A 25,184-nucleotide genomic window follows, 5' to 3' on the forward strand; every position below is an offset into this window, starting at 1 on the left:
TATCAGAATTTGCGGGTATAAATTAAAAAAAATCTGCAAAAAAGTATGAAAATCAGATTTTATTTCTTTAATTTGTAAGTTAGAGATAAAATTACTCTTTAAAATCTAAATACGATGGAACTGAATGAAACCAATCGCCCGTTAACTGAAGTGCCGGTAGAAGAAACATCGGCTGCTCCGGTTTCTACTGTTTCTGCAACGGAAGAAACAGAAAGCGCTACGCCGCGTACAGAGATACAAACTCAGGAAGAGGTCATACAGCGCTTGAAAGAGATAAATAAGGATGTTTGTAATGCCGATAAGCAGGAAATAGATCAGCTGAAGCAAACGTTTTATAAACTGCACAAAGCAGAACAGGACACTGCGCGTAAAGCCTTTGTTGAGAACGGAGGAAATGCAGATGAGTTTGTGCCTGTTCCCGATCCTTTTGAAAAAGAATTTAAAGAGGTGATGGGAGCTATAAAAGAAAAGCGCAACGCAATGACTGCTGCCCAAGAGCAGGAAAAGGAAGAAAATTTGCAGAAAAAGTTGGCAATTCTCGAGAAAATGCGAATGCTTATCGAATCAACCGAAGACACCAACAAAATATATAATGATTTCAAGCAATTACAGCAAGAGTGGAGTGAAATAAAACAAATACCCGCCGGTAAACAGAATGAATTATATAGGAGTTATCAGCTTTATACAGAGAAGTTTTATGACATGGTGAAACTGAATAACGAGTTTCGCGAATACGACTTCAAAAAGAATCTGGAACAAAAGACACGCTTGTGTGAAGCCGCTGAAAAGTTGGCGGAAGAGCCCGATGTAGTTTCGGCTTTCCATCAATTGCAGAATCTGCATCAGGAATTCCGGAGTATAGGTCCTGTGTCAAAAGAATTGCGGGAAAGTTTGTGGGCGCGCTTTAAGGCTGCTTCTACGGCTGTGAACCGTCGTCATCAGCAACACTTCGAAGAGTTGAAAGAAAAGGAACAGAATAATCTGGATCAGAAAACCGTTATCTGCGAAATAGCAGAGGCGATGGATTATGATTCATTCAAGACTTTCAGCGATTGGGAAGAAAAAACGCAGGAGATATTGGCTCTGCAGGCTAAGTGGAAAACCATAGGTTTTGCTCCCCAAAAGATGAATGTGAAGATATTCGAACGCTTCCGCGCCGCGTGCGATGAGTTTTTCCGTCGCAAGGCTGCTTTCTTCAAATCCGTCAAAGAGAATATGGCGAAGAATTTGGAGAAGAAGAAAGAGCTGTGCGAAAAGGCAGAGGCACTGAAAGACAGTACCAACTGGAAAGAAACCGCAGAGATATTGACCCGTCTGCAAAAAGAATGGAAAACCATAGGACCCGTAGCGAAGAAACATTCGGATGCAGTATGGAAGCGCTTTATCGGAGCGTGCGATTATTTCTTCGAGCAGAAAAACAAAGCCACTTCTTCACAGCGTTCGGTTGAGCAGGAAAACTTAGCAAAGAAAGAAGACATCATTAAGCGACTGGCTGCTTTGGAGGCTTCGGGAATTACCGATGAAAGTGCTGCCGAACAGACTCGCGCATTGATGAAGGAATGGAACGAAGTAGGTTTTGTTCCGTTCAAAGAGAAAGACCGTATCTATAAAGAATATCATTCGCTGGTAGACAAGTTGTTCGATAAACTGAATCTTTCGGCTACGGAAAAGAGATTAAGTAACTTTAAGTCGGGATTGAGCAAAGAAGGAAATCTGTATCGTGACCGTGAACGTTTGGTTCGTACTTACGAAGGATTGAAGAACGATATTCAGACATACGAAAATAACCTCGGGTTCCTTAACTCTTCTTCAAAGAAAGGTAACAGCCTTGTTACTGAAATAACCCGCAAGATTGAACGTCTGAAAGCCGATTTGGATTTGGTTACAAAGAAGATTGCTGCTATCGACGAAGTTTTGAAAGAATCGTAAATACTTATTATGTATTAAAAAGTAAGGGATGACCCGATTTTCAAGTCCGGTCATCCCTTTTTTCGTATGCTTTTCTGACTTTATTTGCGGTCGGCTTTCAGACGGTCTGCCATTGCTTTAGCCAGTGCTTTTGCCTGCAAATAGTTGTCGGCTTTCATGGTCTGTTTCATTTCTACCGGGTTTCCTACTACCTCAAACTTCAGTTTTTCAGTGTATTCGCCCAACTTCTTTACGGCTGCGCTTGCCCATGTGAACGAACCGAAGTAACCCATGATGCGGTTCTTCATCTCGCGGGCGGCAACCTTGTCTAACAGCGATTGAATTTCAGGATAGAGATTCATGTTATACGTCGTACAACCCACTATCAGACCTTTGTATTTGAATATATCAGACAGAATGAACGAATGGTGCGTATACGAAGCGTTGTGCATGATGATGTTTTTAATACCCTGTGCGCTTAATTCTTCGGCGATGGCTTCAGCCAGCTCTTCCGTGTTGCCATACATGGTGCCGTAAACGATTACCACCCCTTCTTCGCCTTCGTAACGGCTCATCTTGTCGTACATGTCGACCACCTGAGGGATGTTTTCCTCCCATACCGGACCGTGGGTAGAACAAATCATCTTGATAGGCAGGCCGCTGCATTTCTGCAATGCCTTTTGTACCGGATTTCCGAATTTTCCTACGATGTTAGAGTAGTAGCGGCGCATCTCATTCCAATAGATGTCGGTATTGATGTTTTTGTCGATACATCCGCCGTTCAGTGCGCCGAAACATCCGAACGCATCTCCCGAAAACAAGATGCCTTCCGTTTCATCGAACGTAACCATTGTTTCGGGCCAGTGAACCATCGGGATGAGGTAGAAGCGCAAGTTGTGATGTCCTATTTTCAAGAAATCGCCTTCGCCTACCACGTAACGGTCGCCCGTCAGTCCGTAATAGCCTTCTACCATGTCGAAAGTTTTTTTATTTCCTACCAGTACGATATCGGGATAGTATTGTTTAATCAGCGAAATAGAACCAGAATGGTCCGGCTCCATGTGGTTGATGATAAGGTAATCAATCTTGCGGTCGCCGATTACGCTGCGTATTTTCTTCAGATAAACTTCAAAGAAAGCTACATCTACCGTATCTATCAGTGCTACCATCTCATCGTCTGCTATCAGGTACGAGTTGTAAGAAACGCCGTAAGGCAGCGGCCAAAGATTTTCGAACAATGCTTTTGTGCGGTCGTTCACGCCTACATAATGTACTTTACCTTTTAGTTCCATGTTGTTTTCTATGTTTATAAAGTGTAATATTTCCCTTGCCATGTGTCTCGCTCGCGCATCCGTTTTCTTACCCGGCAACTGAACTCATGGTTTTTCAGTCCCCAGTCGGGTGCGATGAGTAGCTCTTTGGGAGATTGCGAGACGAAACGCTCTAAAACCAAATCCGGACGAAGCCTTTCTACATATCCGATTACCAAGTCGATATATTCGTCTGCCGTATAAAGGTGGAAATCTTCAGGCGAATGTTCGTATTCGTATGCCATGCGTGTGCCCTTTATCAGTTGCAGCTGATGTAGTTTGAGTGTAGTCAGTGGTAAAGCCGAAACCTGCGAGGCCTGTGCGAGCAGCATTTCACTGGTTTCTCCGGGCAGTCCGAGAATGATATGTCCCCCCGTGCGTATGCCTCTCGCCGCTGTGCGCCGTATGGCATCGGCAGTACATTCGAATGTGTGTCCTCGGTTGATACGCTTCAGTGTATCGTTGTTTGTGCTTTCTATGCCATATTCTACCAGCAAGAAGGTTTTTCGGTTCAGTGTTTCCAGATAATCAAGCAGACTGTCCGGCATACAGTCGGGACGTGTCCCGATAACCAGCCCCACCACGTCTTTTACCTGTAATGCTTCTTCGTACATGCGTACGAGTTTTTCCTGTTCGCCGTAGGTGTTCGTGTAGGCTTGGAAGTAAGCCAGATATTTCATTTGCGGATATTTATGGGCGAAAAAAGCCTTTCCTTCTTCCAGTTGTATCGCCACGCTTTTATCCGTATGGCAATAAGCCGGGTTAAATGTTTGGTTATTGCAGTACGTACAGCCGCCATAGCCTTTCGTTCCGTCCCGGTTAGGGCATGTAAAGCCTGCATTGACAGAGATTTTCTGTACTTTAAACGGAAATTGTTTGGCTAAGAATCCGGCAAAATCGTTGTATCGTATGCTTTCTTCCATTTCCTGATTTGATTTTAGGGTGCAAAGATACTTCTTTTTCAGAAAACAGGCAGAGGTTGAAGCCATATTTTAATCTCTATTAAGAGCTTGTTCCGGTTTGTGGCATAGAAAATTTCTATTCGTATGACACCTGCTTCCTATGGGTAGAACAGCAGCACTTATCCGCATGGGATGAGGGACGCTTACGGTAGCGTTTTGCGGGCTGTTTTGTCCCGAATACAAATTATGCACCTTTCATATATCAATATATTCCAAAATAACCCGTACCTTTGCTGCCTCTATAAAATAAATATCGGAATGAAACAATATTTGGATTTGCTCCGTCGCATCCGTACCGAGGGAGTGAAGAAAGAAGACCGTACGGGAACCGGAACTATCAGTGTGTTCGGACATCAGATGCGTTTTAATCTGGAAGACGGCTTTCCGCTGGTAACTACCAAGAAACTTCATTTGAAATCCATTATCCACGAGCTGCTTTGGATGTTGAAAGGCGATACGAACGTGAAATACCTGCAAGAAAACGGTGTGCGCATCTGGAACGAGTGGGCCGACGAGAACGGCGATTTGGGGCACATCTACGGATACCAGTGGCGCTCGTGGCCTACGTACGACGGCGGATTCATCGACCAGATAGCGGAAGCTGTGGAGACGATCAAGCATAATCCCGATTCACGCCGCATCATCGTAAATGCTTGGAATGTAGCCGATTTGAAGAACATGAACCTGCCGCCCTGCCACATGTTCTTCCAGTTTTACGTAGCAAACGGACGCTTGAGCCTGCAAATGTATCAGCGTAGCGCCGATACTTTTTTGGGCGTTCCCTTCAACATTGCTTCGTATGCCCTGCTGCTTCAGATGATGGCTCAGGTAACGGGACTGAAAGCGGGCGATTTCATCCATACATTGGGCGATGCCCATATTTACCTCAACCATCTGGAACAGGTAGATTTGCAGTTGACCCGCGAGCCTCGTCCGCTTCCGGTTATGAAACTCAATCCCGACGTAAAAGATATTTTCAGCTTTACTTACGACGATTTCCGACTTGAGGGTTACGACCCGTGGCCTCACATAGCCGGAAAGGTATCGGTGTAAGTGTGATTAATGTGTTGAGAACTTTGAATTATTAATGTTATAAAATTAAAAACTCACCTTTCATGTTTTTATCGATTATTGCTGCAATTAATAAAAACCGAGGACTTGGTTTTCAAAACAAACTACTTTACTGGTTGCCGAACGACTTAAAGCGGTTTAAGGCTTTGACTACGGGACACACCGTTGTAATGGGGCGCAAAACTTTCGAGTCGCTTCCCAAAGGAGCTTTGCCTAACCGCCGCAATATTGTGTTGACTCGTCAGGAAATTTGTTTTGAAGGAACGGAAACATTCCATACGCTGGAAGAGGCGTTGGCACACTGTGCATCAGACGAAGAAGTATTTATCATGGGGGGAGCCACGCTTTATACAGAAGCCATGCCGCAGGCAGACCGCCTGTATATTACAGAAGTAGACGATGACAAGGCTCCTGCCGATGTGTTTTTCCCTGAAATAAACCCGGAACAATGGCAAGAAAAAAGTAGAGAATGTTATCCGACTGACGAAAAACATCTCTACTCTTACTGTTTCGTTGATTATGAGCGACGCTGATTTTCAGTCTTCGCTCGTTATATCGATAATAGGCATCTGTCGCTTAATAGCTTCGCGGAACGAGATAATCGTTTCCGAGCGCGACAGCCCTAACGGTTGAAGTTTGTCGTGGATGACTTCTAATAAGTGATGGTTGTTCTTTGCATAGATTTTGATAAACATATCATACTGCCCCGTAGTATAGTGACATTCTACAACCTCCGGGATTAGTTTTAATGCCTCCGTAACAGAGTCGAACTGTTCGGGGTCTCTCAGGTACAGCCCGATGTAAGCACACGTTTCATAACCTATCTTTTCCGGGTCGATGATAAACTCCGAACCTTTCAGGATTCCCAAGTTGGTCAATTTCTGAATACGCTGATGAATCGCAGCTCCTGATACGTTACATGCACGTGCTACTTCCAAAAACGGAATACGTGCATTGTCAGCAATCAATCGTAAAATTTGTTCGTCTAAGCTGTCTAATTGGTGATGTCCCATTTTTATATCTTTAAATATTTATGCAAAGATAGTATTTTTTCGGTTTCATTCTTTAACTTTGCCGCCTATAAAATCTTAAATGCGATATGAAAAATTTATTTGTAGCTCTAATTTTATGCTTTTGTACGTCATATTCGGCTTTTTCACAAAGTTTTGATGATTATTTTGTTGATAAGACTTTACGGGTCGATTACCTCTTTACGGGCGATGCAAACCATCAGGATATTTATTTGGATGAACTCTGTTCGTTGCCCCGGTGGGCAGGCAGAAGGCAACGGCTCAGTGAGTTGCCGTTAGAGGGGAACGGTGACATCACGGTAGCTGATAAAGCTACTGGGACAGTGATTTACCGCACTTCTTTTTCAAGTCTGTTTCAAGAATGGGTGAGCGAAGATGAAGCAAAGCATGTAAAGCGGGGATTTGAAAATACATTTCTGCTGCCTTTCCCGAAACAGCCCGTAACGGTAACCGTCCGCCTGAAGGATGTCTACCATAAGCCGGTAGCTTCACTGACTCATGAGGTGAACCCCGGCGATATATTGATTCACCGGCGCGGACTGGAGCGTATTACTCCTCACCGCTATTTGCTCGAAAGTGGTCCGGCTACCGATTGCATCGACGTGGCCATTCTTGCCGAAGGCTATACCGCAGCCGAAATGGATGTATTTTATGCCGATGCACAAAAGGCGTGTGATGCTTTATTTGCCCACGAGCCTTTCAAGCATCTTAAAAGCCGTTTCAATGTCGTTGCGGTGGGAAGCCCCTCGGACGATAGCGGCGTAAGTATTCCCCGCGAAGCCCAGTGGAAATCAACGGCGGTAAGTTCTCATTTCGATACTTTCTATTCCGACCGATATCTGACGACCCGTCGGGTGAAAGACATTCACAACTGGCTGGCAGGGATTCCTTACGAACACATCATCATCCTTGCCAATACGGATACGTACGGTGGCGGCGGCATCTATAATTCGTATACGCTCACCACGGCTCATCATCCGATGTTCTGGCCTGTTGTGGTGCATGAGTTCGGACACAGTTTTGCCGGACTTGCAGACGAATATGCTTACGATGAGGCTCCCAGTGCGCAATATCCGTACAGCGTAGAGCCGTGGGAACAGAATATAACGACGCTGGTCGACTTCGACAGTAAGTGGAAAGATTTGCTTCCGGAGGGTACTCCCGTGCCTACTCCGTTGGAGACCGATTCGGCTACCATTTATACGAAGGTAGGCTTGTACGAAGGAGGCGGATATACCCTGAAAGGCATTTATCGTCCTACTACCGAATGTAGGATGAAAATCAACGAAGCACCCCGTTTTTGTCCCGTATGCGAGCGGGCGATAGAGCGCGTCATCCGGTTTTATACCGACAAGTGACTGCATTTTTAACCCTGTGTCAAAATACAGAATCGTATGTTTTACTCATAATCAGAATCATTATGTTAAACTTTACTCCAATTAAAACAGACCACAAGGCTTATTCTTTTGTAGAGAATCTTTTGCACGAATCGTTTCCTGAAGTAGAGCGCCGGGACGATGAAGACCAGCGGCGCAATGCCGATACCAATCCGCTTTTTACGTGTTACCTCATAACCGACGATGAGCTTCCGATAGGGCTGATTACGGCATGGAATCTCGGCGATTTCTATTATTTGGAACATCTGGCTACTTCTCCGGCTGTTCGCAACAAGGGATACGGAAAGCAGGTTATGGAGTATATAAAGCAGCTGCTTCCGGGTATCATCGTATTAGAAGTAGAACGTCCGGAAGATGAAATGAGCATACGGCGGATAGGTTTTTACCAAAGATGCGGTTTCTCGCTTTGTGAAAAAGATTACTTCCAGCCCTCTTATAGAAAGGGGGGAGAAGGGCTGCCGCTATACCTGATGTTTGCAGGAGCAGACAGCATCGATGCGGACTTTGAGGCAATACGCGACCGGATACACCGTGAAGTATACGGAGTTTGAAAGCATAAGAAAAATCTGCCGGTATATCCCTCAAAAACGCTACCGTTAGTGTCATTCATCCCATGCGGTAGTGTTTGCTGTTTCTACCCGTAGAACCGACCGGTTCTACGGGTAGAATTTTTTATGCTTTTTACTGAACTGTAAACCCTTAAAAATAAGTTTGTTATTTTTTTTCTTCAGGGAGGCTAATTTATAACCATTGCTATTACTTGAATGAATAAAATGAGCAGCACCATTGCAATGGGATAAACCGTAGCGTATGCCACACCGGGGATGTTGCTGTCCGTCATCGAGTCGGCGGCCGCCAAGCCCGGTGTACTGGTCATACCTCCGGTGATTGTTCCCAAGAGATCGAGCATACTGATTTTAAATACCAGTCTCCCGATAAGTGCGGCCGTCAGCATGGGTACGATGGTAATGAGCGCCCCGATGCCGAACAAAAGAAATCCGCTTTCTTGGAATGTTGCTACCAAATTTTTTCCGGCAGACGTTCCTACTTCGGCAAGGAAAAGCAGCAATCCCAACTGACGCAAAAGCTGATTCGATGCTCCGGACATTGACCACAAAATAGGTCCGGTTTTTCCTATCGCGCTCAGGAAAAGCGCCATCATCAGCACACCTCCCGTCAGCCCCGGTGAGAAAGACATGCTTCCTCCAAATGAAATGTTCAGTTTGCCGAACAAAACTCCCAGCACAATACCCATCGCGATGGGGAAGAAGTCGGTGTCGGAAAGTTTTTTCGCATCATTCCCCAGCAGGCGCGCAATGCTTTGAATCCCTTCTTTTTCGCCTACCACGGTCAGTTTGTCGCCAAACTTCAGCGCCAGTTCTGGCGATGGAGCTATGTCTATTCCGCTTCGCCGTATACGGGTAACGGTACATCCGAAGTTCCGTTGCAAGTTAAGGTCGCCCAGCTGTTTGTTAATCATATCTTTCTTGGTCAGTAACAGAGACTCGATGCTTTGTGTATGCTCTAAAGGCAGTTCTCCGTCTTCGCGCGTGCCCAACATGACGGTAAGGTTATTCAGGGCTTCTTCGCTGCCCACGGCTTGTATCGTGTCGTTCTCTTTTAAAACCGTGTGTGCTGTTGGGATAATGATAGAGCCGTCACGTTTCAGCCGGGAGATTACAGCTCCGGTTATGGCACGGATATTCAGTTGCTGGAGCGTGCGATTCAATACCGAAGGATTGGTAACGCGGAACAGACAGGTGTTTAGCTCCGGGAAATTGTTCCGGCGTTCTTTTTCCAGCTTCCGTGCTTCTTGTTCCACGTCTACTTTAAACAGCTTGGGTAAGAGTTTTACAAATAAAATAACACCTATCACTCCGAACGGATAGGCAATACCGTAAGCGATGGATGCCAATGGCGACTGTGTACTGTCGATGGCAACGGCAAGTCCCGGCGTACTTGTCAAAGCTCCGGCTATCAGTCCGACGATGCTTGGTGTATCAATATTAAACAGGTATTTCATCCCGACTCCCGTAAGACAGGCAGACGCAACAATAAGTAATGTAATAAGGATGAGCGTTTTTCCTTTGCTGCGGAACGAATGGAAAAATCCCGGTCCTGCCTGAATACCTATGGTAAAGATGAAAAGTACCAATCCGAAAGTGCCTAACTCTTTCGGTATGGATACTCCCCAATGTCCGAAAGCCAGTGCGATGAATATCACGGCAGAGACATCGAGCGACAGTCCCATGATTTTAACACGTCCCAGCATGAAGCCGAGAGCCACTATCAAGAAAATAGAGAAATAAGAGGATTGGAGTAATTCTATTAACATACGTATGATGGAAAACAAGATTGATAAATAAAATGAGCGTGGAGAAGGATTTAGGGATTTAGAAACTGTTTTGAATTTCTCCAAAAAGTTTTCTTGGCTTGATGTCTTCATTTTCGTGTGTGCTTTAGGCGATTTTTTGGTCCTTTCTGCTTTTGTTCTTCGTCAGATAGCCCGCTATCTTCCTCATCACACAAGCAAAAATGACTCAAAAAACTCATCCTAAATCATCACACGATAAATTCAAAACAGTTTCTTAACAAGTGATGCTGTTTGGGGAGCAACAAAAAATTAGGCGCATATTGTGCGAGAACATAACGGAAACAGAAAGAAGAGTTTTCGTCTGACCCGCGCAATGTGCGCCTAAAGGTTATGTAAGAACACGTTATAGTTTCCGAGACTTAGGCGTTGCTTGTACGCTTTTCTTGGATTCTTGCTTTCTTACCTGTCAGTTTGCGCAGGTAATACAGCTTAGCGCGACGTACTTTACCAATCTTGTTGACAGTGATGCTGTCAATAGCCGGAGATTCCAACGGGAAGATACGTTCTACACCAATTGTTCCTGACATTTTACGTACGGTAAAACGTTTCTTTTCACCGTGACCTGAAATTTTGATAACAACACCGCGATACTGCTGAACACGTTCCTTGTTACCTTCAACGATACGATATGCTACCGTAACCGTATCACCTGCTTTGAATGAAGGATGCTGTTTGCCGGTAGCAAATGCTTCTTCTGCAATTTTAATTAAATCCATTTCTTTTTTAAAATTAAATTGTTTCATCGTTACAACGCAACATATCAAGTAACTCCTCTTGACAGCGATTGCGCGAAAGCGGTGCAAAGTAAGTGATTTTTCGGTACATAGCCAAATCTTTACCCTATATTTTGTAAAAATGAGCGGTAAAGATGCTATCGGTATGAAGTTTTCTTGTCGAGTTTTGCTTTTTTGGTTACTTTTGAATGATAAAACGAAAAGTATGAATAAGAATTTGATAAAAAACCATTGGCTTGTTGTAGCGGCAAGCGGACTCCTGATAGGCTTGGGAAGTTGTAGTTCGGGATATTCGGTGGTAAGCGTTGAGGGAGGCAGATTCCCTATGACAGAAGCGTATGATGTAAATCCTGATGCGAGGGCTGAGGCGATTCTTGCTCCGTATAAACGTCAGGTAGACAGTATTATGTCGCCGGTTATCGGACATTCGGCGGCTACATTGACATCGCAGCGTCCTGAGTCTCCGTTGTCTAATCTGATAGCCGATGTGCTTCGCCGGAGTGCTTCATCGGTTATCGGAGGTGAGGCAGATGTGGCAGTGATGAATATGGGTGGTATCCGGAATGCGTTGCCTGAGGGTGTGGTTACTTTCGGTACGATTTACGAGATTGCCCCTTTTGAAAATGCGTTATGTGTTTTAACGATGGATGGAAAGACTTTAATCCGTTTGTTTGAACAGATAGCTGCTGTACATGGAGAAGGCTTGAGCGGAGCGCGGCTGGTGATTACGTCCGACGGAAAACTGGTGGATGCAAAGGTAGGAGGAAAGTCGGTTGACCCTCGGAAAGACTATACCGTGGCAACGATTGACTATTTGGCAGAGGGGAACGATAAAATGCCGGCTTTCCGGGATGCGAAATCGAAAACCTTCCCGAAAGACAAGGTGTTGAGAGATTTGCTTATCGATTACGTGAAGCAGTGTGAAGAGAAAGGACAGTTTGTAACCGCCCGTACCGAGGGACGCATAAAAGTATCGGAGGATTAAACCATGAAAAAGAGTTTTTTGTTATTGCTGTTGTGTTTGGTAGCGAATCTGTTGCCGGCGCAAACTGAGAAAGAATTATATATTCTTCATACCAATGACATGCACAGCCGTATTGAGCCGTTTGCTCCTTACTATCCCGATTCGGTCTTGGCGGGAAAAGGAGGAGTAGTGCGCCGTGCTACGTTTATCGCCCAACAACGTAAAGAATATCCCGATTTGCTGCTCTTCGATTGCGGCGATTTCTCTCAGGGCAGTCCGTACTATAATTTGTTTAAGGGAGAAATCGAAATAAAGATGATGAACGAGATGGGCTATGATGCAGGTACTATCGGCAATCATGAGTTTGATTTCGGACTTGATAACATGGCACGGCTGTTCAAATTGGCGAAGTTTCCTATCGTATGCGCTAATTACGATGTCACGGGCACTGTATTGGAAGGATTGGTAAAAGAATATGTGATATTGGAGCGTAACGGTATACGTATCGGTGTGTTCGGATTGGGTGCGAAGCTGGACGGACTGGTGGCTCACGCCAACTACGGGAATGTTAAGTTTGAAGACCCCGTTTCAGAAGGGCAGCGTATGGCGGATTTGCTGAAAACGCAGGAGCATTGTGATTTGGTAATCTGTTTGTCTCACTTAGGGTGGGAGGGTGAACCCTATTCCGATGTGGAACTGATAGAAAATACGCGCAACATTGATATCGTGTTGGGCGGTCACTCGCATTCTTATTTTTCCGAACCGCGATATTACAAAAATTTAGACGGTCAGGAAGTGCCCGTTCAGCAGATGGGTAAAAATTCTGTATTTATTGGTAGAATGAAGGTCGACATGCGTAAAGAGTAAGCAGTTATTCGGCATGTTTTTAGCAGTTTATTTTATGAGAGGATTTATGTATTGGTTTAGTCTGTTATGCTTGCTTTTAGTCGGGCGGACAGCAATGGCACAGTCGTCCGGACTTCGATTGAAGGCGGAAGATGAGGCAGCATGTAAACAGTGGGTGGACGAGCAGATGGCTTCGATGACCCTGAAGCAAAAAGTGGGGCAGTTGTTCATTCATACCGTAGCTCCGATAACCACGCAGGCAAACCGGAAAAACATCGAACAGGCGGTAACCGAGTATGGCATTGGCGGTCTGTTGTTTTCCGGAGGTGATATTCAGAAACAAATTCAGTTGACTAATTACGCACAGGGTTTGGCTTCTACCCCATTGCTGATAACGTTCGACGGCGAATGGGGCTTGGCGATGCGCCTGAAGGGGACTCCCTCTTTTCCGCGTAACCGCATATTGGGATGTATCGAAAACGATTCGCTGATTTACGAGTATGGTCGCGAAGTTGCTCGTCAGTGTCGCGAAATCGGGGTACAGGTAAATTTCGCTCCCGTGGCAGACGTAGATAACAATCCTAAAAACCCTGTAATCAATACGCGCTCGTTTGGCGCACTTCCGCAGCAGGTGGCGCGTAAAGTAATCGCCTACTGCCGTGGGCTGGAGGATGGTGGGGTACTGTCGGTGTGTAAGCATTTTCCCGGGCATGGGGATACGGAAACCGATTCACACAAGTCGCTGCCTGTGCTGAACTTTAGTCGTGCGCGGTTAGACAGTATCGAGCAGCGTCCTTTCCGCGAGGCGGTAGAAGCGGGTGTGGGAGGCATGATGGTAGGACACCTGAATGTTCCGGCTTTAGGAAAGAAACCGGCATCTATCTCTCCGGGAATCATTAATGGGGTATTGAAGCAAGAGTTGGGCTTTCGCGGATTGGTGTTTACCGATGCGCTGGAGATGAAAGGCATTTCCGGAAACGAGGCTGTTTGTGCACAAGCCTTGATAGCCGGAAACGATATGGTATTGGCTCCGCGTAACCTGAAGAGGGAATTGGCTGGCGTAATGAGTGCCTTGAAGACAGGTACGCTGACCGAAGCGGCTGTTGACGAAAAATGCCGGAAAGTGCTTACTTATAAATATATATTAGGACTGGCTAAGCGCAAAGATATTTCGGGCGAGGGCATCGACCGGCGCTTGAATCGTCCGGAAACCGAGGAGTTGATGAACCGGCTGAAGCGTGCAGCGGTTACCGTAATCAAGAATCAAGACGATATGCTTCCGCTGGACTTGTCTGTTTCAGAAACGGCATTGCTGAGTCTTTCGCCCACACTTACCGAAGATTATCCTTTTTACCGTCAGTTGCGCGAAGTGTTTCCCGTAACATGGATTCGTGCCAATGTCGATTCTTTGGAGTCGATACGTCGTCGCCTGAATCCGGTTCAGCAGGTGATTATTGCCATACATACATCGAAAGTAGCTCCTTATGAGTCTTTGATAAACCAACTGGCGGCAGACAAGCCTGTGGTTTTGGTTTGTTTCGATTCGTCGAAGACATTAGAGAAATTAAAAGATACCATGCAAAAAGCCTCGGCGGTTGTGCTTGCACATACCGATGTCTCCGATGTGCAACGCTATGTAGCCGATGTATTGCTGGGGCAACAGAAAGCGGACGGACGTTTGTCGGTTCCGTTGGCAGGACTTTTCCCTGCCGGGACAGGCGTTACGCTTGATCCGGATATCCCCCGTCATTATTGTGCGAAAGACTTAGGGATGAATCCCGCCGTGCTTTCCCGTTTAGACAGCATTGCTTTGGAGGGGATTGAAGTTGGTGCATATCCGGGGTGTCACGTGCTGGTGTTGCGCGAAGGGTTCCCGGTGTACGACAAATGTTTCGGCAAACACACTTACGAGGGAAACGAAACGGTAAAGGAAGGAGACATTTACGACCTTGCTTCGCTTACGAAAACCACGGCGACACTTTTGGCTGTGATGAAACTATATGACGAAGGACGGTTTGGACTAACCGATAGAATTTCTGCCTATCTGCCCTTTTTGCGTGGAACAAACAAGGCGGATATCACTATCCAAGATTTGTTGTATCACGAATCCGGACTGCCTGCTTATTATCCTTTTTATCAAGAGGCTGTCGACCTGAGTTCCTGTAAAGGAGGATTGTTTCGCAAACGTCCCGATGCGCATCACCGCATCCAAGTAGAGCCTAATCTGTATGCTTGTACCGACTTCTCGTATAAACCGGAGTGGGTTTCGCGCGTGCCGTCGGCAGATTATCCGTTGCAAGTGGCGGAAAACCTGTATATCAAGAAAGAATTCCGGCAGGTGGTGTTGGATAAAATAGCCGAAATGCCTTTGAAGGGCCGCTCTTACCGGTATAGTTGTTTGAACTTCATTTTGCTGAAAGAACTGGTGGAAGCGGTTTCGGGCACACCGATGGATGTGTATTTAGACAGTGTGTTTTATAAACCGATGGGGTTGACCCATACCGCTTTCCAGCCTTTGAAACGGTTTAAGAAAGAACAGATTGTGCCTACGGTAAACGAAGACTTTTTGCGGGGAGGCAGGTTGCAGGGCTTTGTACACGATGAGGCGGCTGCTTTCTTGGGAGGCGTATCGGGAAATGCCGGATTGTTTTCTTCGGCTCACGATGTGGCACGCATCTGCCAACTGCTGCTCGACCGTGGCGTATGCGGAAACAAACGTTACCTTACCCGCGCCACGTGCGACCTTTTCTTGAAAGCGAAATCAAAGAACAGCCGGCGCGGATTAGGGTTCGATAAGCCTAACCCGGATAATCCCGATAAAAGTCCGTGTGCAGCCGAGGCGCCGGCATCGGTATTCGGTCATACCGGATTTACGGGGACGTGCGCATGGGCAGACCCCGATAACGACATCGTTTTTGTTTTCTTGTGTAACCGCATTTATCCGCGTCCGTTCGATCGCAAGAACCTGATGAAGTACGACATCCGCACACGTATGCAGCAAGTCATCTATCAGGCTTTGACCAACTTAGCCGAATAAGCTATTTAGACAATGTACAAATTAAGCAGATTTTGTAATGTAGATGTTACAATGAAAGGCAAAAACATTACCTTTGTATCATCAAATTAGTACTAATAATAACTTAACTTTTACAACAATGGCTTACGTAATTAGTGACGATTGTATCGCTTGCGGTACTTGTATTGACGAATGCCCGGTAGGTGCTATCTCTGAAGGTGACAAATACTCTATCAATCCGGACGCTTGTACAGAATGTGGTACTTGCGCTGATGTTTGTCCTTCTGAAGCTATCCACTTGGGATAATCAACAAATCGTCTGTATGACAAACTAACACAAAGGGCTGTCCGCATGGGCAGCCCTTATTTTTTGCCAACATCATCGCTCGGTAACCATTCTGGTGTGCAGTTCTTTTATAAATGTTTCCCTGTTTTCGCAGCTAATCAGGTAGTTTTTGTTCTTGGTTAAGATGAAAACCTGCTGTTGCGGATTTTTTACATACGAGTAATATTTTCCGTAAAGTGTGCTTCCCATTATCCCCATATATCCTAAGAATCCGTTGCTTCCGCAGTAGCGGATATCCCCTTGAACTTCATTATAGATGAACGCTTCTTTGATGATTGAGTAAGGAATACATTTCTTTCCGAATGTTCTTTGTATGATTATTTCTTTTTCGCCCAGTTGTATAGATGAGGGAATGATGCTTAATGTATATACGTATATAGCCAACACACCGACTCCTAATAATAGACTTACTATTTGGTCGATGAAAGATGGTGCAACCAATGCTCTGATGAAAAATAAAATGACGGTTATTAATAGTATGGTTTTCAGGATAATAGACCAACGCTTCATTGTGGGGCGGAAATCTGATTTATAAGTCGGTATCATATTATTAAATTAAGTATGGTCCAAATATCGGAATTATTAATCAGAATAGCAATTCCTTATACAGTTTTGTTTCCATACTATTTCATGTGGTTTGGTTTGTGGTACGGGCAGTATGCCGAGTTGTTTGTAGCCCGTTCCGTACAGCTGAGGTATATACATCGGTAGTTTTCCCTCTGTATATCAGTAAGGTTGAGCAAGAAGAAAGTAGAAGAATGATGCCTGAAACGATGTTGTTTTTTTCTTATCCATAGTTGTTTTTGAGGGAAGCGTTTGCCTTATAAAATGCTACGGCTAACATTTTTATTCCATGCGGTAGAGTTCACCATTTCTATTCGTAGGATTCATCAGTCCTATGGGTAGAATTTTTCGGTTGCAGAATAGGGCTTCTGTTTGGCAGGATTAGCATACTGAAAAATTAACGGAAACGGCTTACATAACCATTGCTAAACCTTTGTTATCTGTCTGGATATCTTGAAGTTGCGCAGACTGAGGGATTTCGTTTCGTCCTTTATGTCTTTCCGGTTTTCCAGCGATTGAATCTGTTGTTGCAGGGCTGAGAGCCGGTAGGCGAACTTCATAGATTCTTTTTTCATAGATAGGCGTGTAGGCTTGGATGGCTTCGTCCGGCGACTTGCCATCCAAACTGTCGGGTATCTTAGGTATAAGGGTTAAAAGGGCTGACGGTGATTTCGGGCGGTCTATGTATTGGCACGATAGCGGTCGGGATGGAAATCCGTTCCACCGGGGCGCTGGAAGATACGCAGGTTAAATTCGCCCACCACGGCAAGCAGATGGTCGAATATCTCACTTTGAATCTCTTCGTATTCCTGCCATACGGTGGTGTTGGTAAAACAGTATACCTCCATCGGCATACCCTCTGCCGTGGGTTGCAGTTGGCGTACCATAATCATCTGTTCTTTACTTACGCGCGGATGTTGATTCAGGTAGGTGAGCAGGTAGTTTCTGAATACCTGAAAATTGACAATCGGTTTTCCGGCATCGGCTTCGCTTATCCAACCTTTTGCCATAAACTTGCTTAATTCTTCCTTTGTGCAGAAGTGTACCGAAGTAACATCGATGTTGACCGAACGCATGATGCGCCGTCCGCCCGTTTCACGCATTCCCCGCCAGTTCTGGAAAGAGTCGCTCACTAACGCATACGGGGGGATGGTGGTGATGGTCTTGTCGAAATTGCGTACCTTGACCGTGGTAAGCGATACTTCGATAACATCTCCGTTCGCTCCATACTTCGGCATCGTAATCCAGTCGCCCGGTCGCAGCATGTCGTTTGCCGATAGCTGCACGCCTGCCACCAATCCTAAAATGCTGTCTTTAAATATCAACATCAGTACCGTAGCCGAAGCTCCGAAACCGGCAAGGATAATCGTAGCATCTTCGCCGAGGATGATACTTAATATGATGACCACTCCCACACCGATTACCACTAATTTGATGGTTTGATACACTCCCTTCAGCGGACGGTTCCGCAGCGTTTCATGCTCACTCGATATGCTGTACAGCGAAGTAAGAAACGCATTAGCCAAAAGAATGATGGCAACCACGAGATAAATTTCGGTGGCTTTCATCAGGAAGTTCATCAAGGCAGGAGTTTTAGAAAACACGAAAGGCAGTAACCCGTACCACACGATGGGCGGGATGATGCGGCTGAAGTTTACCATCATCCGCTCGTTGAACAAATAATCGTCCCACGTAGCTTTGGTCTTGGCGGTTAGTTTCTTTACCGTCGGGATAATCAGATGACGGAATATTTTGGTGCAAAGAAAAGATATGACTACCACCCCGAGGATTAAAGCCAACTGTACGCTCCAGTCGAGGTTTGATTTATCTATGCCGAGGTATTCTAAAAAACGGCTTATGCTCTGATTTATTACTTCCATACTCTATGGTTTCTCTGTTTTTGCAAAGATACACAAAGAGACTGAATAATAATGGAGGATAAATCTTTAACTTTTGTCAAAACTGTTGTTGTTGGTTGCCTGCGGAGACGGGTTATGAACTTCATAACCATCTTTAATTAATGTCGGTATGAGAAACTGGGTATTTTTTTGTCGATAATTATCATAATAAGCGGATTTTATGGTTGAAATAAGTGGAAAAGGTTTGAGCTGAAGCAAGAAACCATTAATTTTGCCGCGCAATTTATGAAATAGTCATGAAAGAGTTGGTTATTGAAGTTTCTGAAGAGTTAAGACAAGCGTGGCAACCGTTCCGGGGAGCCGCCGTGTTTGCAACGGTGAAAAATTCGGCTTACAGCGAAGCCTTGTGGAAACGTATTGAAACGTTTACGGAACTTTACCGGCAGCAGTACACTACGGATTCTATCAAAGAGATGCCTGCAATTCAGGCTACCCGTCAGGCATATAAGAGATGTGGCAAAGACCCCAGCCGGTATCGTCCGTCATCGGAAGCGCTTTGCCGGCGCATCCTTCGGGGGATACCTCTTTATCAGATTGATACGCTGGTAGACTTGATTAATCTGGCTTCGATTTACAGCGGACATTCCATCGGTGGTTTCGATTTGGATAAGATTCAGGGCGACCGTCTGGTGTTGGGCATCGGCAAGGCAGGTGAGCCGTATGAAGGCATCGGCAGGGGCGAACTGAACATTGAAGGGATGCCGGTATACCGCGATGCCGTAGGCGGAGTAGGGACTCCCACCAGCGATAACGAACGGACGAAAATAACCGCCGACACTACCCACCTGCTTGCCATTATGAATGCTTACAGCGGTGAAGATGGACTGGCTGAGGCTGTAGACTATATGGTCGGACTGCTGAAAGAATTTGCCGAAGCCACAGACGTAAAAATAGTTTATTTTAAATAAGTAAAAGGTTATGGATATAGAAAAGATATTGACCGAAGGTATAGTTTTTAAGGGCGGAAAGTCGCCCGGAGGGAAAAAAGAGCAGAAAGTAAAAACCAAAGCTCAGAAGAAATCTTATATTACGGGAGCCCACGGTTCGGGCTCGGCGAAAATGAAAGCAGAGTATCGCCGCCGTCGTGCGAACCGTCATAAAAACGGATAACACACATTTATTATAAACAAAATAGAAAAATCATGAGAAAATTATTGTTGGTGGTCGCTGTAATCATGGCGGCATTATCAGTGCAGGCACAAGAAATGTATTTGGGTGGTGGAATCAGCTTATGGAGAAACACGAGCAAAGACGTTACTTCATTTTCTATTACTCCCGACTTTGGTTATAACCTGAACGAAACTTGGGCTGTGGGCGGCGAATTGGCGTACAGTCATGAAAGCGGCGATGCCAAGTCGAATACGTTTGCCATTGCCCCTTATGCCCGTTACTCGTTTTATGAAAATAAAATCGTTCGCCTGTTTGTTGACATGGGCTTAGGTTTTTCTACCTACAAGCAGAAACACCACGATGCCGTAAACGGTTTTGAAATCGGTCTGAAACCCGGATTGGCAATAAAATTAAACGACAGTTTCAGTTTCATTACCAAAGTTGGTTTCGCGGGTTATCGGAATGACTATCGGGGCGAAATGGGAGAAGGCTTTGGCGTAGATGTAGACGGAGAAAATATTTCAATCGGTATCGATTACGAGTTTTAATGGCCGAAAAAGCAGTAAAAAGAGCTGTTCTGCTTACGAACAGCTCTTTTTTTATGCCTTTTTGTTAGCATGTCAGACTAAACTTTTATACATTTGCGGATAGGAAATCTTAAAAATAAATGGCTTATGAAAAAGTTTTTGCTTATGATGGTTTGCCTGTTCTCAATGTTGACCGTAACGGCGCAAACGAAAGTAACGTGGAGCATGGAGCTGGGTTTAGGTATGAGTACATGGATGGGAAAGGATGCTAACGGCAGCAATCCCTTGTTTAATCCGAAAGTAGGAGTAGGCATTGATGTCCCTCTTACCGGATTGGTCTCTTTCCAAACCGGGTTGTCATGGGTGTCGAAAGGAGCAAGTTATAAGGAAAATGGGACAGATATAACAGTCGACCAGAATTATTTTGAAATGCCCTTATTGGCTGCTTTCCATGTAGGTACGGCTTGTAAGTTCGACATGGTATTTACCGCAGGTCCTTATTTGGCTTTGGGCGTAAACGGAAAGGTTAGCCACGAGATAGATGATGTTACCACTTCATGGGGGACATTCGATGATGTGAAAGCCCAGAGTTGGAACGGGTTGAAGCGTTTCGATGCAGGATTACAAGGAGGTGTGGCTTTGGATTTTCCGAAATGGACCGTGGGACTCGACGGAGAGTTTGGTTTATGTAAAATAGCCAGTGGAGCAGCTCCGCGTAATTTGGCATTCTTCTTTACCGTAGGGTATAAGTTCTAAAATAAATGTAACACACACATAATGGCTTCGTCTATATTAATTGTTGAAGATGATTTGACTTTCTCTACCATGCTGAAAACTTGGCTGGGCAAGAAAGGTTTCGAAGTAGAGGCGGTTGGTACTCAGTTGCGCGCAAGAAAACTGCTGGCTGCTCGCGATTTTGATTTGGTATTGTCTGATTTACGGCTTCCCGACCAAGACGGCATCTCTCTGCTTGCTTGGCTGCGGGAACAGAATAAACTTATACCGTTTATTATCATGACCAGCTATGCCGAAATCCAGAGCGCTGTACAGGCGATGAAAGAAGGTGCGACTGATTACGTAGCCAAGCCGATACAGCCAGACGTTCTTCTGACAAAAATAACAGAAGCCATAGGAAATAATACAGCCGCGCCTATTGCGCCGGTTCATTCGGCAGCTTCGGTTTCTTCTCAGAACTTTCTTGAGGGAGAAAGCGAGGCTGCGCGTCAGCTTTATAATTATGTTAATCTGGTTGCGCCTACCCACATGTCGGTTTTGATTAACGGAGCGAGCGGAACCGGTAAGGAATATGTTGCCCATCGCATCCATCAGCTCAGTAAGCGGGCAGGCAAACCGTTTATCGCTATTGATTGCGGTTCTATACCGAAAGACTTGGCTGCTTCTGAATTTTTTGGCCACGTAAAAGGTTCGTTTACCGGTGCTTTGTCGGATAAGGTCGGTGCTTTTGAGGAAGCAAACGGCGGAACTTTATTTCTTGATGAAATAGGAAATTTGAGTTACGAGGTACAGGTGCAGTTGCTTCGTGCCCTTCAAGAGCGTAAGATTCGCCGGATAGGGTCGACTAAAGAAATCGAGGTTGATGTTCGGTTGGTGAGTGCAACCAATGAAAATCTTAAAGAAGCCATCGCCAAAGGTACTTTCCGTGAGGATTTATATCATCGTATCAATGAGTTTACGCTGCGTATGCCTTCGTTGAAGGAGAGAGAAGAAGATATTTTGCTGTTTGCTAATTTCTTTTTAGATCAAGCGAATCGGGAGTTGGAGCGTAATCTAATAGGATTTGATATGGAGGCAAGTATGGCTTTGCAGAATTACTCGTGGCCCGGCAATCTTCGTCAGTTGAAGAACGTGGTGAAACGTGCTACTTTGCTGGCTCAGGGAGAATTTATTTCTTTACACGATTTAGGGGAGGAGCTGGCAGACAATGTTTTCTTGATTCAAGACCTTTCGCTTCATGACGAGGAGAAAGAGAAACAACGAATCATTAATGCCCTGCAGCAAACCAATAATAATAAAACAAGGGCAGCTCAACTGTTGGGTGTAGACCGGAAAACACTCTACAATAAATTGAAACTCTACAATATTCCACAATAAAAGTGTGGAAACCTTCTACATATTCCACACTTTTTCCACACTTTGAAAAGCAAGGTTGTGGCAAACTCTTTTCTTCGATGATAAATTTTCTCTTTTAGAATCGCTTTGATTATCAGTTGGTTTGTAGCGAGCGTGTGATTTTTTAATAGGAAATATGCCTTTATTTTGCTTTTTGGTAAGGTCTTGTCATTTGTGGCACGGATATTGTTGTTTACTTAATAACAACATAATAACGTGAGTTGATAAATAGACTTAGACTATAAACCCAACCCCATAGAATAAAGTTGGAGATTGTTTTTCATTCAATCTCTTGATAAATGAAGATGCCTATGTGTTAATTGGAGAGAGAGAACGCTGTGAAGCGCTCTCTTTTTTTATTTCTCAAAATCAAAACCACTCCAAAGATTCCCTTCAGGAAGAGGAGCTGTCAGGCTGATTTCTTTCTTTGATACGGGATGGATGAAATGTATGTAACGGGCATGAAGGCAGATGCTGCCGTCGGGATTAGAACGGGGGAATCCGTATTTAAGGTCTCCCTTTATCGGACATCCTATTTTAGCAAGCTGGCAACGTATTTGGTGATGCCGGCCGGTCTTTAAATCGACTTCCAGCAAACAGTAATTTTGTGAATGACCGATGAGGCGATAATGTAAAACAGCTTTTTTCGAGCCTTTGATTTCTTTATCGTATGCGTACGATTTATTTTGTTTTTCGTTTTTTATCATGTAATGCACCAGTTCGCCTTCCGGTTCTTTCGGGCAATTTTTTACAATCGCCCAATAAGTTTTCTTCACTTCGTTGTTACGGAACATGTCGTTTAACCGGCTTAATGCTTTGCTTGTCTTCGCAAAAACCACCAGTCCGCTAACAGGACGGTCTAACCGGTGCGTAACTCCCAGAAATACATTTCCGGGCTTGTCATACTTTTCTTTGATGTACTGTTTGACGGTTTCCGACAGCGGAGTATCTCCCGTTTTGTCTCCTTGAACAATCTCCGAGGAGGTTTTATTAACAACAATGATGTGGTTATCTTCGTATACGACTGTCATAATGGGAAAGTAAGAAATAAAAAAAGACGAAGCATGAAAACAGTATTCATCCTTCGTCTTTCCGGGAAAGTTTATTACATATTCATACCGCCGTCTACTTGGATAACCTGTCCTGATACATACGAAGACATATCAGAAGCCAAGAATACGGCAATGTTTGCTACATCTTCCGGAGTACCTCCGCGGCGCAACGGAATACGTTTGTTCCATTCAGCCTTAACCTCGTCAGACAGTTTGGCTGTCATTTCCGTGATGATGAATCCCGGAGCGATGGCGTTGGCACGGATTCCGCGTGAGCCCAGTTCCTGTGCGATAGATTTAGCCAGACCAATCATACCGGCTTTCGAAGCCGAGTAGTTACACTGTCCGGCGTTTCCGTGAACACCTACCACAGATGCCATGTTGATGATGCTTCCGCTTTTCTGGCGAATCATGATAGGCGTGCAGGCGTGGATGAAGTTGAAAGCCGACTTCAAGTTTACGTTGATAACTGCATCCCATTGAGCTTCGCTCATACGCATCATCAAGCCGTCTTTCGTGATACCGGCGTTATTAACCAATACGTCGATAGATCCAAACTCTTCTTTCACTTGTTCTACCACTTTCGCTGTGTCTTCAAAGCTGGCAGCGTTTGAAGCATAACCTTTTACTTTTACGCCAAAAGCAGCGATTTCTTTTTCCGTATTTTGGCTGTTTTCGTCAAGAATCAAGTCTGTAAATGCAATATTTGCGCCTTCGGCAGCAAATTTCAGTGCGATAGCTTTACCGATTCCGCGAGCAGCTCCGGTAATCAATGCTGTTTTTCCAGTTAATAATCCCATGATTTTTATGTTTAATAATGATTTATAAATGTTTCTTTCTGCATCCTAAAGCCCCGAATACGATTTTAGCCACATAGCGCCAGCCTATTTCTTCATCCAAATCTTCACCTATTTGCCCACGGATGTAAGGCACCTCTATTCCTTTTACGCAGTAATGAAGAATGTCGGCCGTGATATCTACGTTGTCAATATCGAATATCCCTTTTTCTTTTCCCTCCTGCAAAATGCGTTGGTAAAGTTTGGTTTCTTTCTGGTCGAAACGTTTCCTCATGGTTTCCACGCGCCAGATGTCCCGGAAGAAATGTGCGCGTAGCGTACCGTTTCGGTATACCACTACCTTTATGGCCTCTAAGTGTGTTATTATCAGTTCTAAAATCTTTTTGTCGGCGTCAATCGTCTTTTGGGCGGTTTTTTCCATACGGTCAGACAGCATTTCCAACTCCGATTCAACCACAGCCCGATAGATTTGTTCCTTATTTTTAAAATAAGTATAAAGCGTACGTCGTCCCTTCTTCGAAGCGATGGCAATGTCATTCATCGTCGTTGCTTCTACCCCCTGTTTGGCAAAAAGTTGGCGGGCTACGTCTACTAATTGGTCTCTGGTTTTAAGTACGGTCATTTTTTCGGCTCCCACAATCTGATTGACAGGCAAAATTACGTTTTTTCTTTCTACTGAGCAAATTTATGTAAATACAATCTCCGTAAAATACCACTGTCGGTACCCGAAAACGCTACCGCAAGTGTTGGTCATTCCATGCGGATGAGTTGACCGATTCTACCCATAGAACAGTCCGGTGCTATGGGTAAGAATTTTCTCGTGGCTTGTTGGGATGCAGTAGAGAGCCGGAAATTGCAAAAAAATGTATTTTTCTTTCAAAACACTTGTTTGTTTCAAAAATAAACCGTACCTTTGCACCCGAATTAAGAACTAAACATCGCGGAGTGGAGCAGTTGGTAGCTCGTTGGGCTCATAACCCAAAGGTCGTCTGTTCGAGTCAGGCCTCCGCAACTAACCGGAATAATAGAAAATCCGATTCTTTTATAACAAACATCGCGGAGTGGAGCAGTTGGTAGCTCGTTGGGCTCATAACCCAAAGGTCGTCTGTTCGAGTCAGGCCTCCGC

General features: G+C 44.9%; 25 protein-coding genes and 2 tRNA genes. 16 read left to right on the forward strand and 11 right to left on the reverse strand.

Annotation, left to right across the window (positions count from 1 at the left end; genetic code table 11):
* Positions 1-114: 114 nt before the first annotated feature.
* Complete coding sequence (locus tag H9626_RS06920) at positions 115-1,929, forward strand: DUF349 domain-containing protein (RefSeq protein WP_191710035.1); 1,815 nt, start codon at positions 115-117, stop codon at positions 1,927-1,929.
* An 80-nt stretch (positions 1,930-2,009) separates the two neighbouring features.
* Here the strand turns inward: H9626_RS06920 and H9626_RS06925 are convergent, their stop codons facing one another.
* Together H9626_RS06925 and mnmL are read right to left on the reverse strand one after the other, a co-directional pair.
* Positions 2,010-3,200 (reverse strand): FprA family A-type flavoprotein, encoded by a 1,191-nt coding sequence (locus tag H9626_RS06925; protein ID WP_178255737.1) that lies wholly within the window; start codon positions 3,198-3,200, stop codon positions 2,010-2,012.
* 14 nt (positions 3,201-3,214) lie between these two features.
* On the reverse strand, positions 3,215-4,141 hold the full coding sequence (gene mnmL / locus H9626_RS06930) for a tRNA modification radical SAM protein MnmL/YtqA (protein WP_191710036.1): 927 nt from the start codon (positions 4,139-4,141) through the stop codon (positions 3,215-3,217).
* Between the two features lie 297 nt (positions 4,142-4,438).
* Here mnmL and H9626_RS06935 point away from each other — a divergent pair, with 297 nt between their 5' ends.
* Positions 4,439-5,233 carry a thymidylate synthase gene (locus H9626_RS06935; RefSeq protein WP_191710037.1) on the forward strand — a complete coding sequence of 265 codons (795 nt, stop codon included), beginning with the start codon at positions 4,439-4,441 and terminating at the stop codon, positions 5,231-5,233.
* A 62-nt stretch (positions 5,234-5,295) separates the two neighbouring features.
* Positions 5,296-5,784, forward strand: coding sequence for a dihydrofolate reductase (locus tag H9626_RS06940; RefSeq protein ID WP_191710038.1), 489 nt, complete (start codon positions 5,296-5,298; stop codon positions 5,782-5,784).
* Between the two features lie 3 nt (positions 5,785-5,787).
* On the opposite strand, the gene H9626_RS06945 is transcribed toward H9626_RS06940, so the two are convergent.
* On the reverse strand, positions 5,788-6,264 hold the full coding sequence (locus H9626_RS06945; protein WP_191710039.1) for an Lrp/AsnC family transcriptional regulator: 477 nt from the start codon (positions 6,262-6,264) through the stop codon (positions 5,788-5,790).
* 86 nt (positions 6,265-6,350) lie between these two features.
* Here H9626_RS06945 and H9626_RS06950 point away from each other — a divergent pair, with 86 nt between their 5' ends.
* Together H9626_RS06950 and H9626_RS06955 are read left to right on the forward strand one after the other, a co-directional pair.
* A complete protein-coding gene (locus H9626_RS06950; RefSeq protein WP_178255742.1) occupies positions 6,351-7,640 on the forward strand; it encodes a M64 family metallopeptidase in 1,290 nt (429 codons plus the stop codon).
* Between the two features lie 62 nt (positions 7,641-7,702).
* The gene (locus H9626_RS06955) at positions 7,703-8,230 is read left to right on the forward strand and encodes a GNAT family N-acetyltransferase (RefSeq protein ID WP_191710040.1); all 528 of its coding nucleotides are present in this window, start codon (positions 7,703-7,705) and stop codon (positions 8,228-8,230) included.
* Between the two features lie 185 nt (positions 8,231-8,415).
* Here the strand turns inward: H9626_RS06955 and H9626_RS06960 are convergent, their stop codons facing one another.
* Positions 8,416-10,014 (reverse strand): aspartate:alanine exchanger family transporter, encoded by a 1,599-nt coding sequence (locus H9626_RS06960; RefSeq protein WP_191710041.1) that lies wholly within the window; start codon positions 10,012-10,014, stop codon positions 8,416-8,418.
* A 398-nt stretch (positions 10,015-10,412) separates the two neighbouring features.
* Positions 10,413-10,769 carry a 50S ribosomal protein L19 gene (gene rplS, locus H9626_RS06965; RefSeq protein ID WP_178255745.1) on the reverse strand — a complete coding sequence of 119 codons (357 nt, stop codon included), beginning with the start codon at positions 10,767-10,769 and terminating at the stop codon, positions 10,413-10,415.
* Between the two features lie 223 nt (positions 10,770-10,992).
* Between rplS and H9626_RS06970 the strand changes: the two genes are divergently transcribed.
* The 4 genes from H9626_RS06970 to fdxA all read left to right on the forward strand — a co-directional run bounded on the left by H9626_RS06970 (position 10,993) and on the right by fdxA (position 15,920).
* Complete coding sequence (locus H9626_RS06970; RefSeq protein ID WP_191710042.1) at positions 10,993-11,772, forward strand: 5'-nucleotidase C-terminal domain-containing protein; 780 nt, start codon at positions 10,993-10,995, stop codon at positions 11,770-11,772.
* 3 nt (positions 11,773-11,775) lie between these two features.
* A complete protein-coding gene (locus H9626_RS06975) occupies positions 11,776-12,618 on the forward strand; it encodes a bifunctional metallophosphatase/5'-nucleotidase (RefSeq protein WP_178255747.1) in 843 nt (280 codons plus the stop codon).
* 34 nt (positions 12,619-12,652) lie between these two features.
* Complete coding sequence (locus H9626_RS06980; protein ID WP_191710043.1) at positions 12,653-15,634, forward strand: serine hydrolase domain-containing protein; 2,982 nt, start codon at positions 12,653-12,655, stop codon at positions 15,632-15,634.
* Between the two features lie 118 nt (positions 15,635-15,752).
* Positions 15,753-15,920: a 4Fe-4S ferredoxin gene (gene fdxA / locus H9626_RS06985; RefSeq protein ID WP_007557742.1), complete on the forward strand. Its 168-nt coding sequence runs from the start codon at positions 15,753-15,755 to the stop codon at positions 15,918-15,920.
* Between the two features lie 72 nt (positions 15,921-15,992).
* Here fdxA and H9626_RS06990 read toward each other — a convergent pair whose 3' ends face one another.
* The 3 genes from H9626_RS06990 to H9626_RS07000 form a co-directional block, all read right to left on the reverse strand.
* Positions 15,993-16,505 carry a PH domain-containing protein gene (locus H9626_RS06990; protein ID WP_225230913.1) on the reverse strand — a complete coding sequence of 171 codons (513 nt, stop codon included), beginning with the start codon at positions 16,503-16,505 and terminating at the stop codon, positions 15,993-15,995.
* Positions 16,506-16,948: 443 nt separating this feature from the next.
* The gene (locus H9626_RS06995; protein WP_191710044.1) at positions 16,949-17,098 is read right to left on the reverse strand and encodes a hypothetical protein; all 150 of its coding nucleotides are present in this window, start codon (positions 17,096-17,098) and stop codon (positions 16,949-16,951) included.
* Positions 17,099-17,203: 105 nt separating this feature from the next.
* On the reverse strand, positions 17,204-18,403 hold the full coding sequence (locus H9626_RS07000; RefSeq protein ID WP_191710045.1) for a mechanosensitive ion channel family protein: 1,200 nt from the start codon (positions 18,401-18,403) through the stop codon (positions 17,204-17,206).
* 275 nt (positions 18,404-18,678) lie between these two features.
* Between H9626_RS07000 and H9626_RS07005 the strand changes: the two genes are divergently transcribed.
* From H9626_RS07005 to H9626_RS07025, 5 genes are all read left to right on the forward strand, one after another.
* Entirely contained in the window at positions 18,679-19,350 is a 672-nt protein-coding gene (locus H9626_RS07005; protein ID WP_178255751.1) for a B3/B4 domain-containing protein, read from the forward strand.
* Between the two features lie 10 nt (positions 19,351-19,360).
* Positions 19,361-19,552, forward strand: coding sequence for a hypothetical protein (locus tag H9626_RS07010; RefSeq protein WP_178255752.1), 192 nt, complete (start codon positions 19,361-19,363; stop codon positions 19,550-19,552).
* Between the two features lie 32 nt (positions 19,553-19,584).
* Positions 19,585-20,100: an outer membrane beta-barrel protein gene (locus H9626_RS07015; protein WP_178255753.1), complete on the forward strand. Its 516-nt coding sequence runs from the start codon at positions 19,585-19,587 to the stop codon at positions 20,098-20,100.
* Between the two features lie 126 nt (positions 20,101-20,226).
* The gene (locus tag H9626_RS07020; RefSeq protein WP_178255754.1) at positions 20,227-20,835 is read left to right on the forward strand and encodes a porin family protein; all 609 of its coding nucleotides are present in this window, start codon (positions 20,227-20,229) and stop codon (positions 20,833-20,835) included.
* Between the two features lie 21 nt (positions 20,836-20,856).
* On the forward strand, positions 20,857-22,191 hold the full coding sequence (locus H9626_RS07025; RefSeq protein WP_178255755.1) for a sigma-54-dependent transcriptional regulator: 1,335 nt from the start codon (positions 20,857-20,859) through the stop codon (positions 22,189-22,191).
* A gap of 374 nt (positions 22,192-22,565) precedes the next feature.
* On the opposite strand, the gene H9626_RS07030 is transcribed toward H9626_RS07025, so the two are convergent.
* The 3 genes from H9626_RS07030 to H9626_RS07040 form a co-directional block, all read right to left on the reverse strand.
* Positions 22,566-23,240, reverse strand: coding sequence for an RluA family pseudouridine synthase (locus H9626_RS07030; protein ID WP_178255756.1), 675 nt, complete (start codon positions 23,238-23,240; stop codon positions 22,566-22,568).
* A 74-nt stretch (positions 23,241-23,314) separates the two neighbouring features.
* Positions 23,315-24,061 carry a 3-oxoacyl-[acyl-carrier-protein] reductase gene (gene fabG, locus H9626_RS07035; RefSeq protein ID WP_178255757.1) on the reverse strand — a complete coding sequence of 249 codons (747 nt, stop codon included), beginning with the start codon at positions 24,059-24,061 and terminating at the stop codon, positions 23,315-23,317.
* Positions 24,062-24,083: 22 nt separating this feature from the next.
* Entirely contained in the window at positions 24,084-24,680 is a 597-nt protein-coding gene (locus H9626_RS07040) for a TetR/AcrR family transcriptional regulator (RefSeq protein ID WP_178255758.1), read from the reverse strand.
* A gap of 317 nt (positions 24,681-24,997) precedes the next feature.
* Between H9626_RS07040 and H9626_RS07045 the strand changes: the two genes are divergently transcribed.
* A tRNA-Met gene (locus H9626_RS07045) sits at positions 24,998-25,070 on the forward strand.
* A gap of 43 nt (positions 25,071-25,113) precedes the next feature.
* Positions 25,114-25,184: transfer RNA gene (locus H9626_RS07050), tRNA-Met, on the forward strand.

It is taken from the genome of Phocaeicola faecium (assembly GCF_014837055.1).
In the GTDB taxonomy this organism is placed as follows: Bacteria; Bacteroidota; Bacteroidia; order Bacteroidales; family Bacteroidaceae; genus Phocaeicola; species Phocaeicola gallinarum.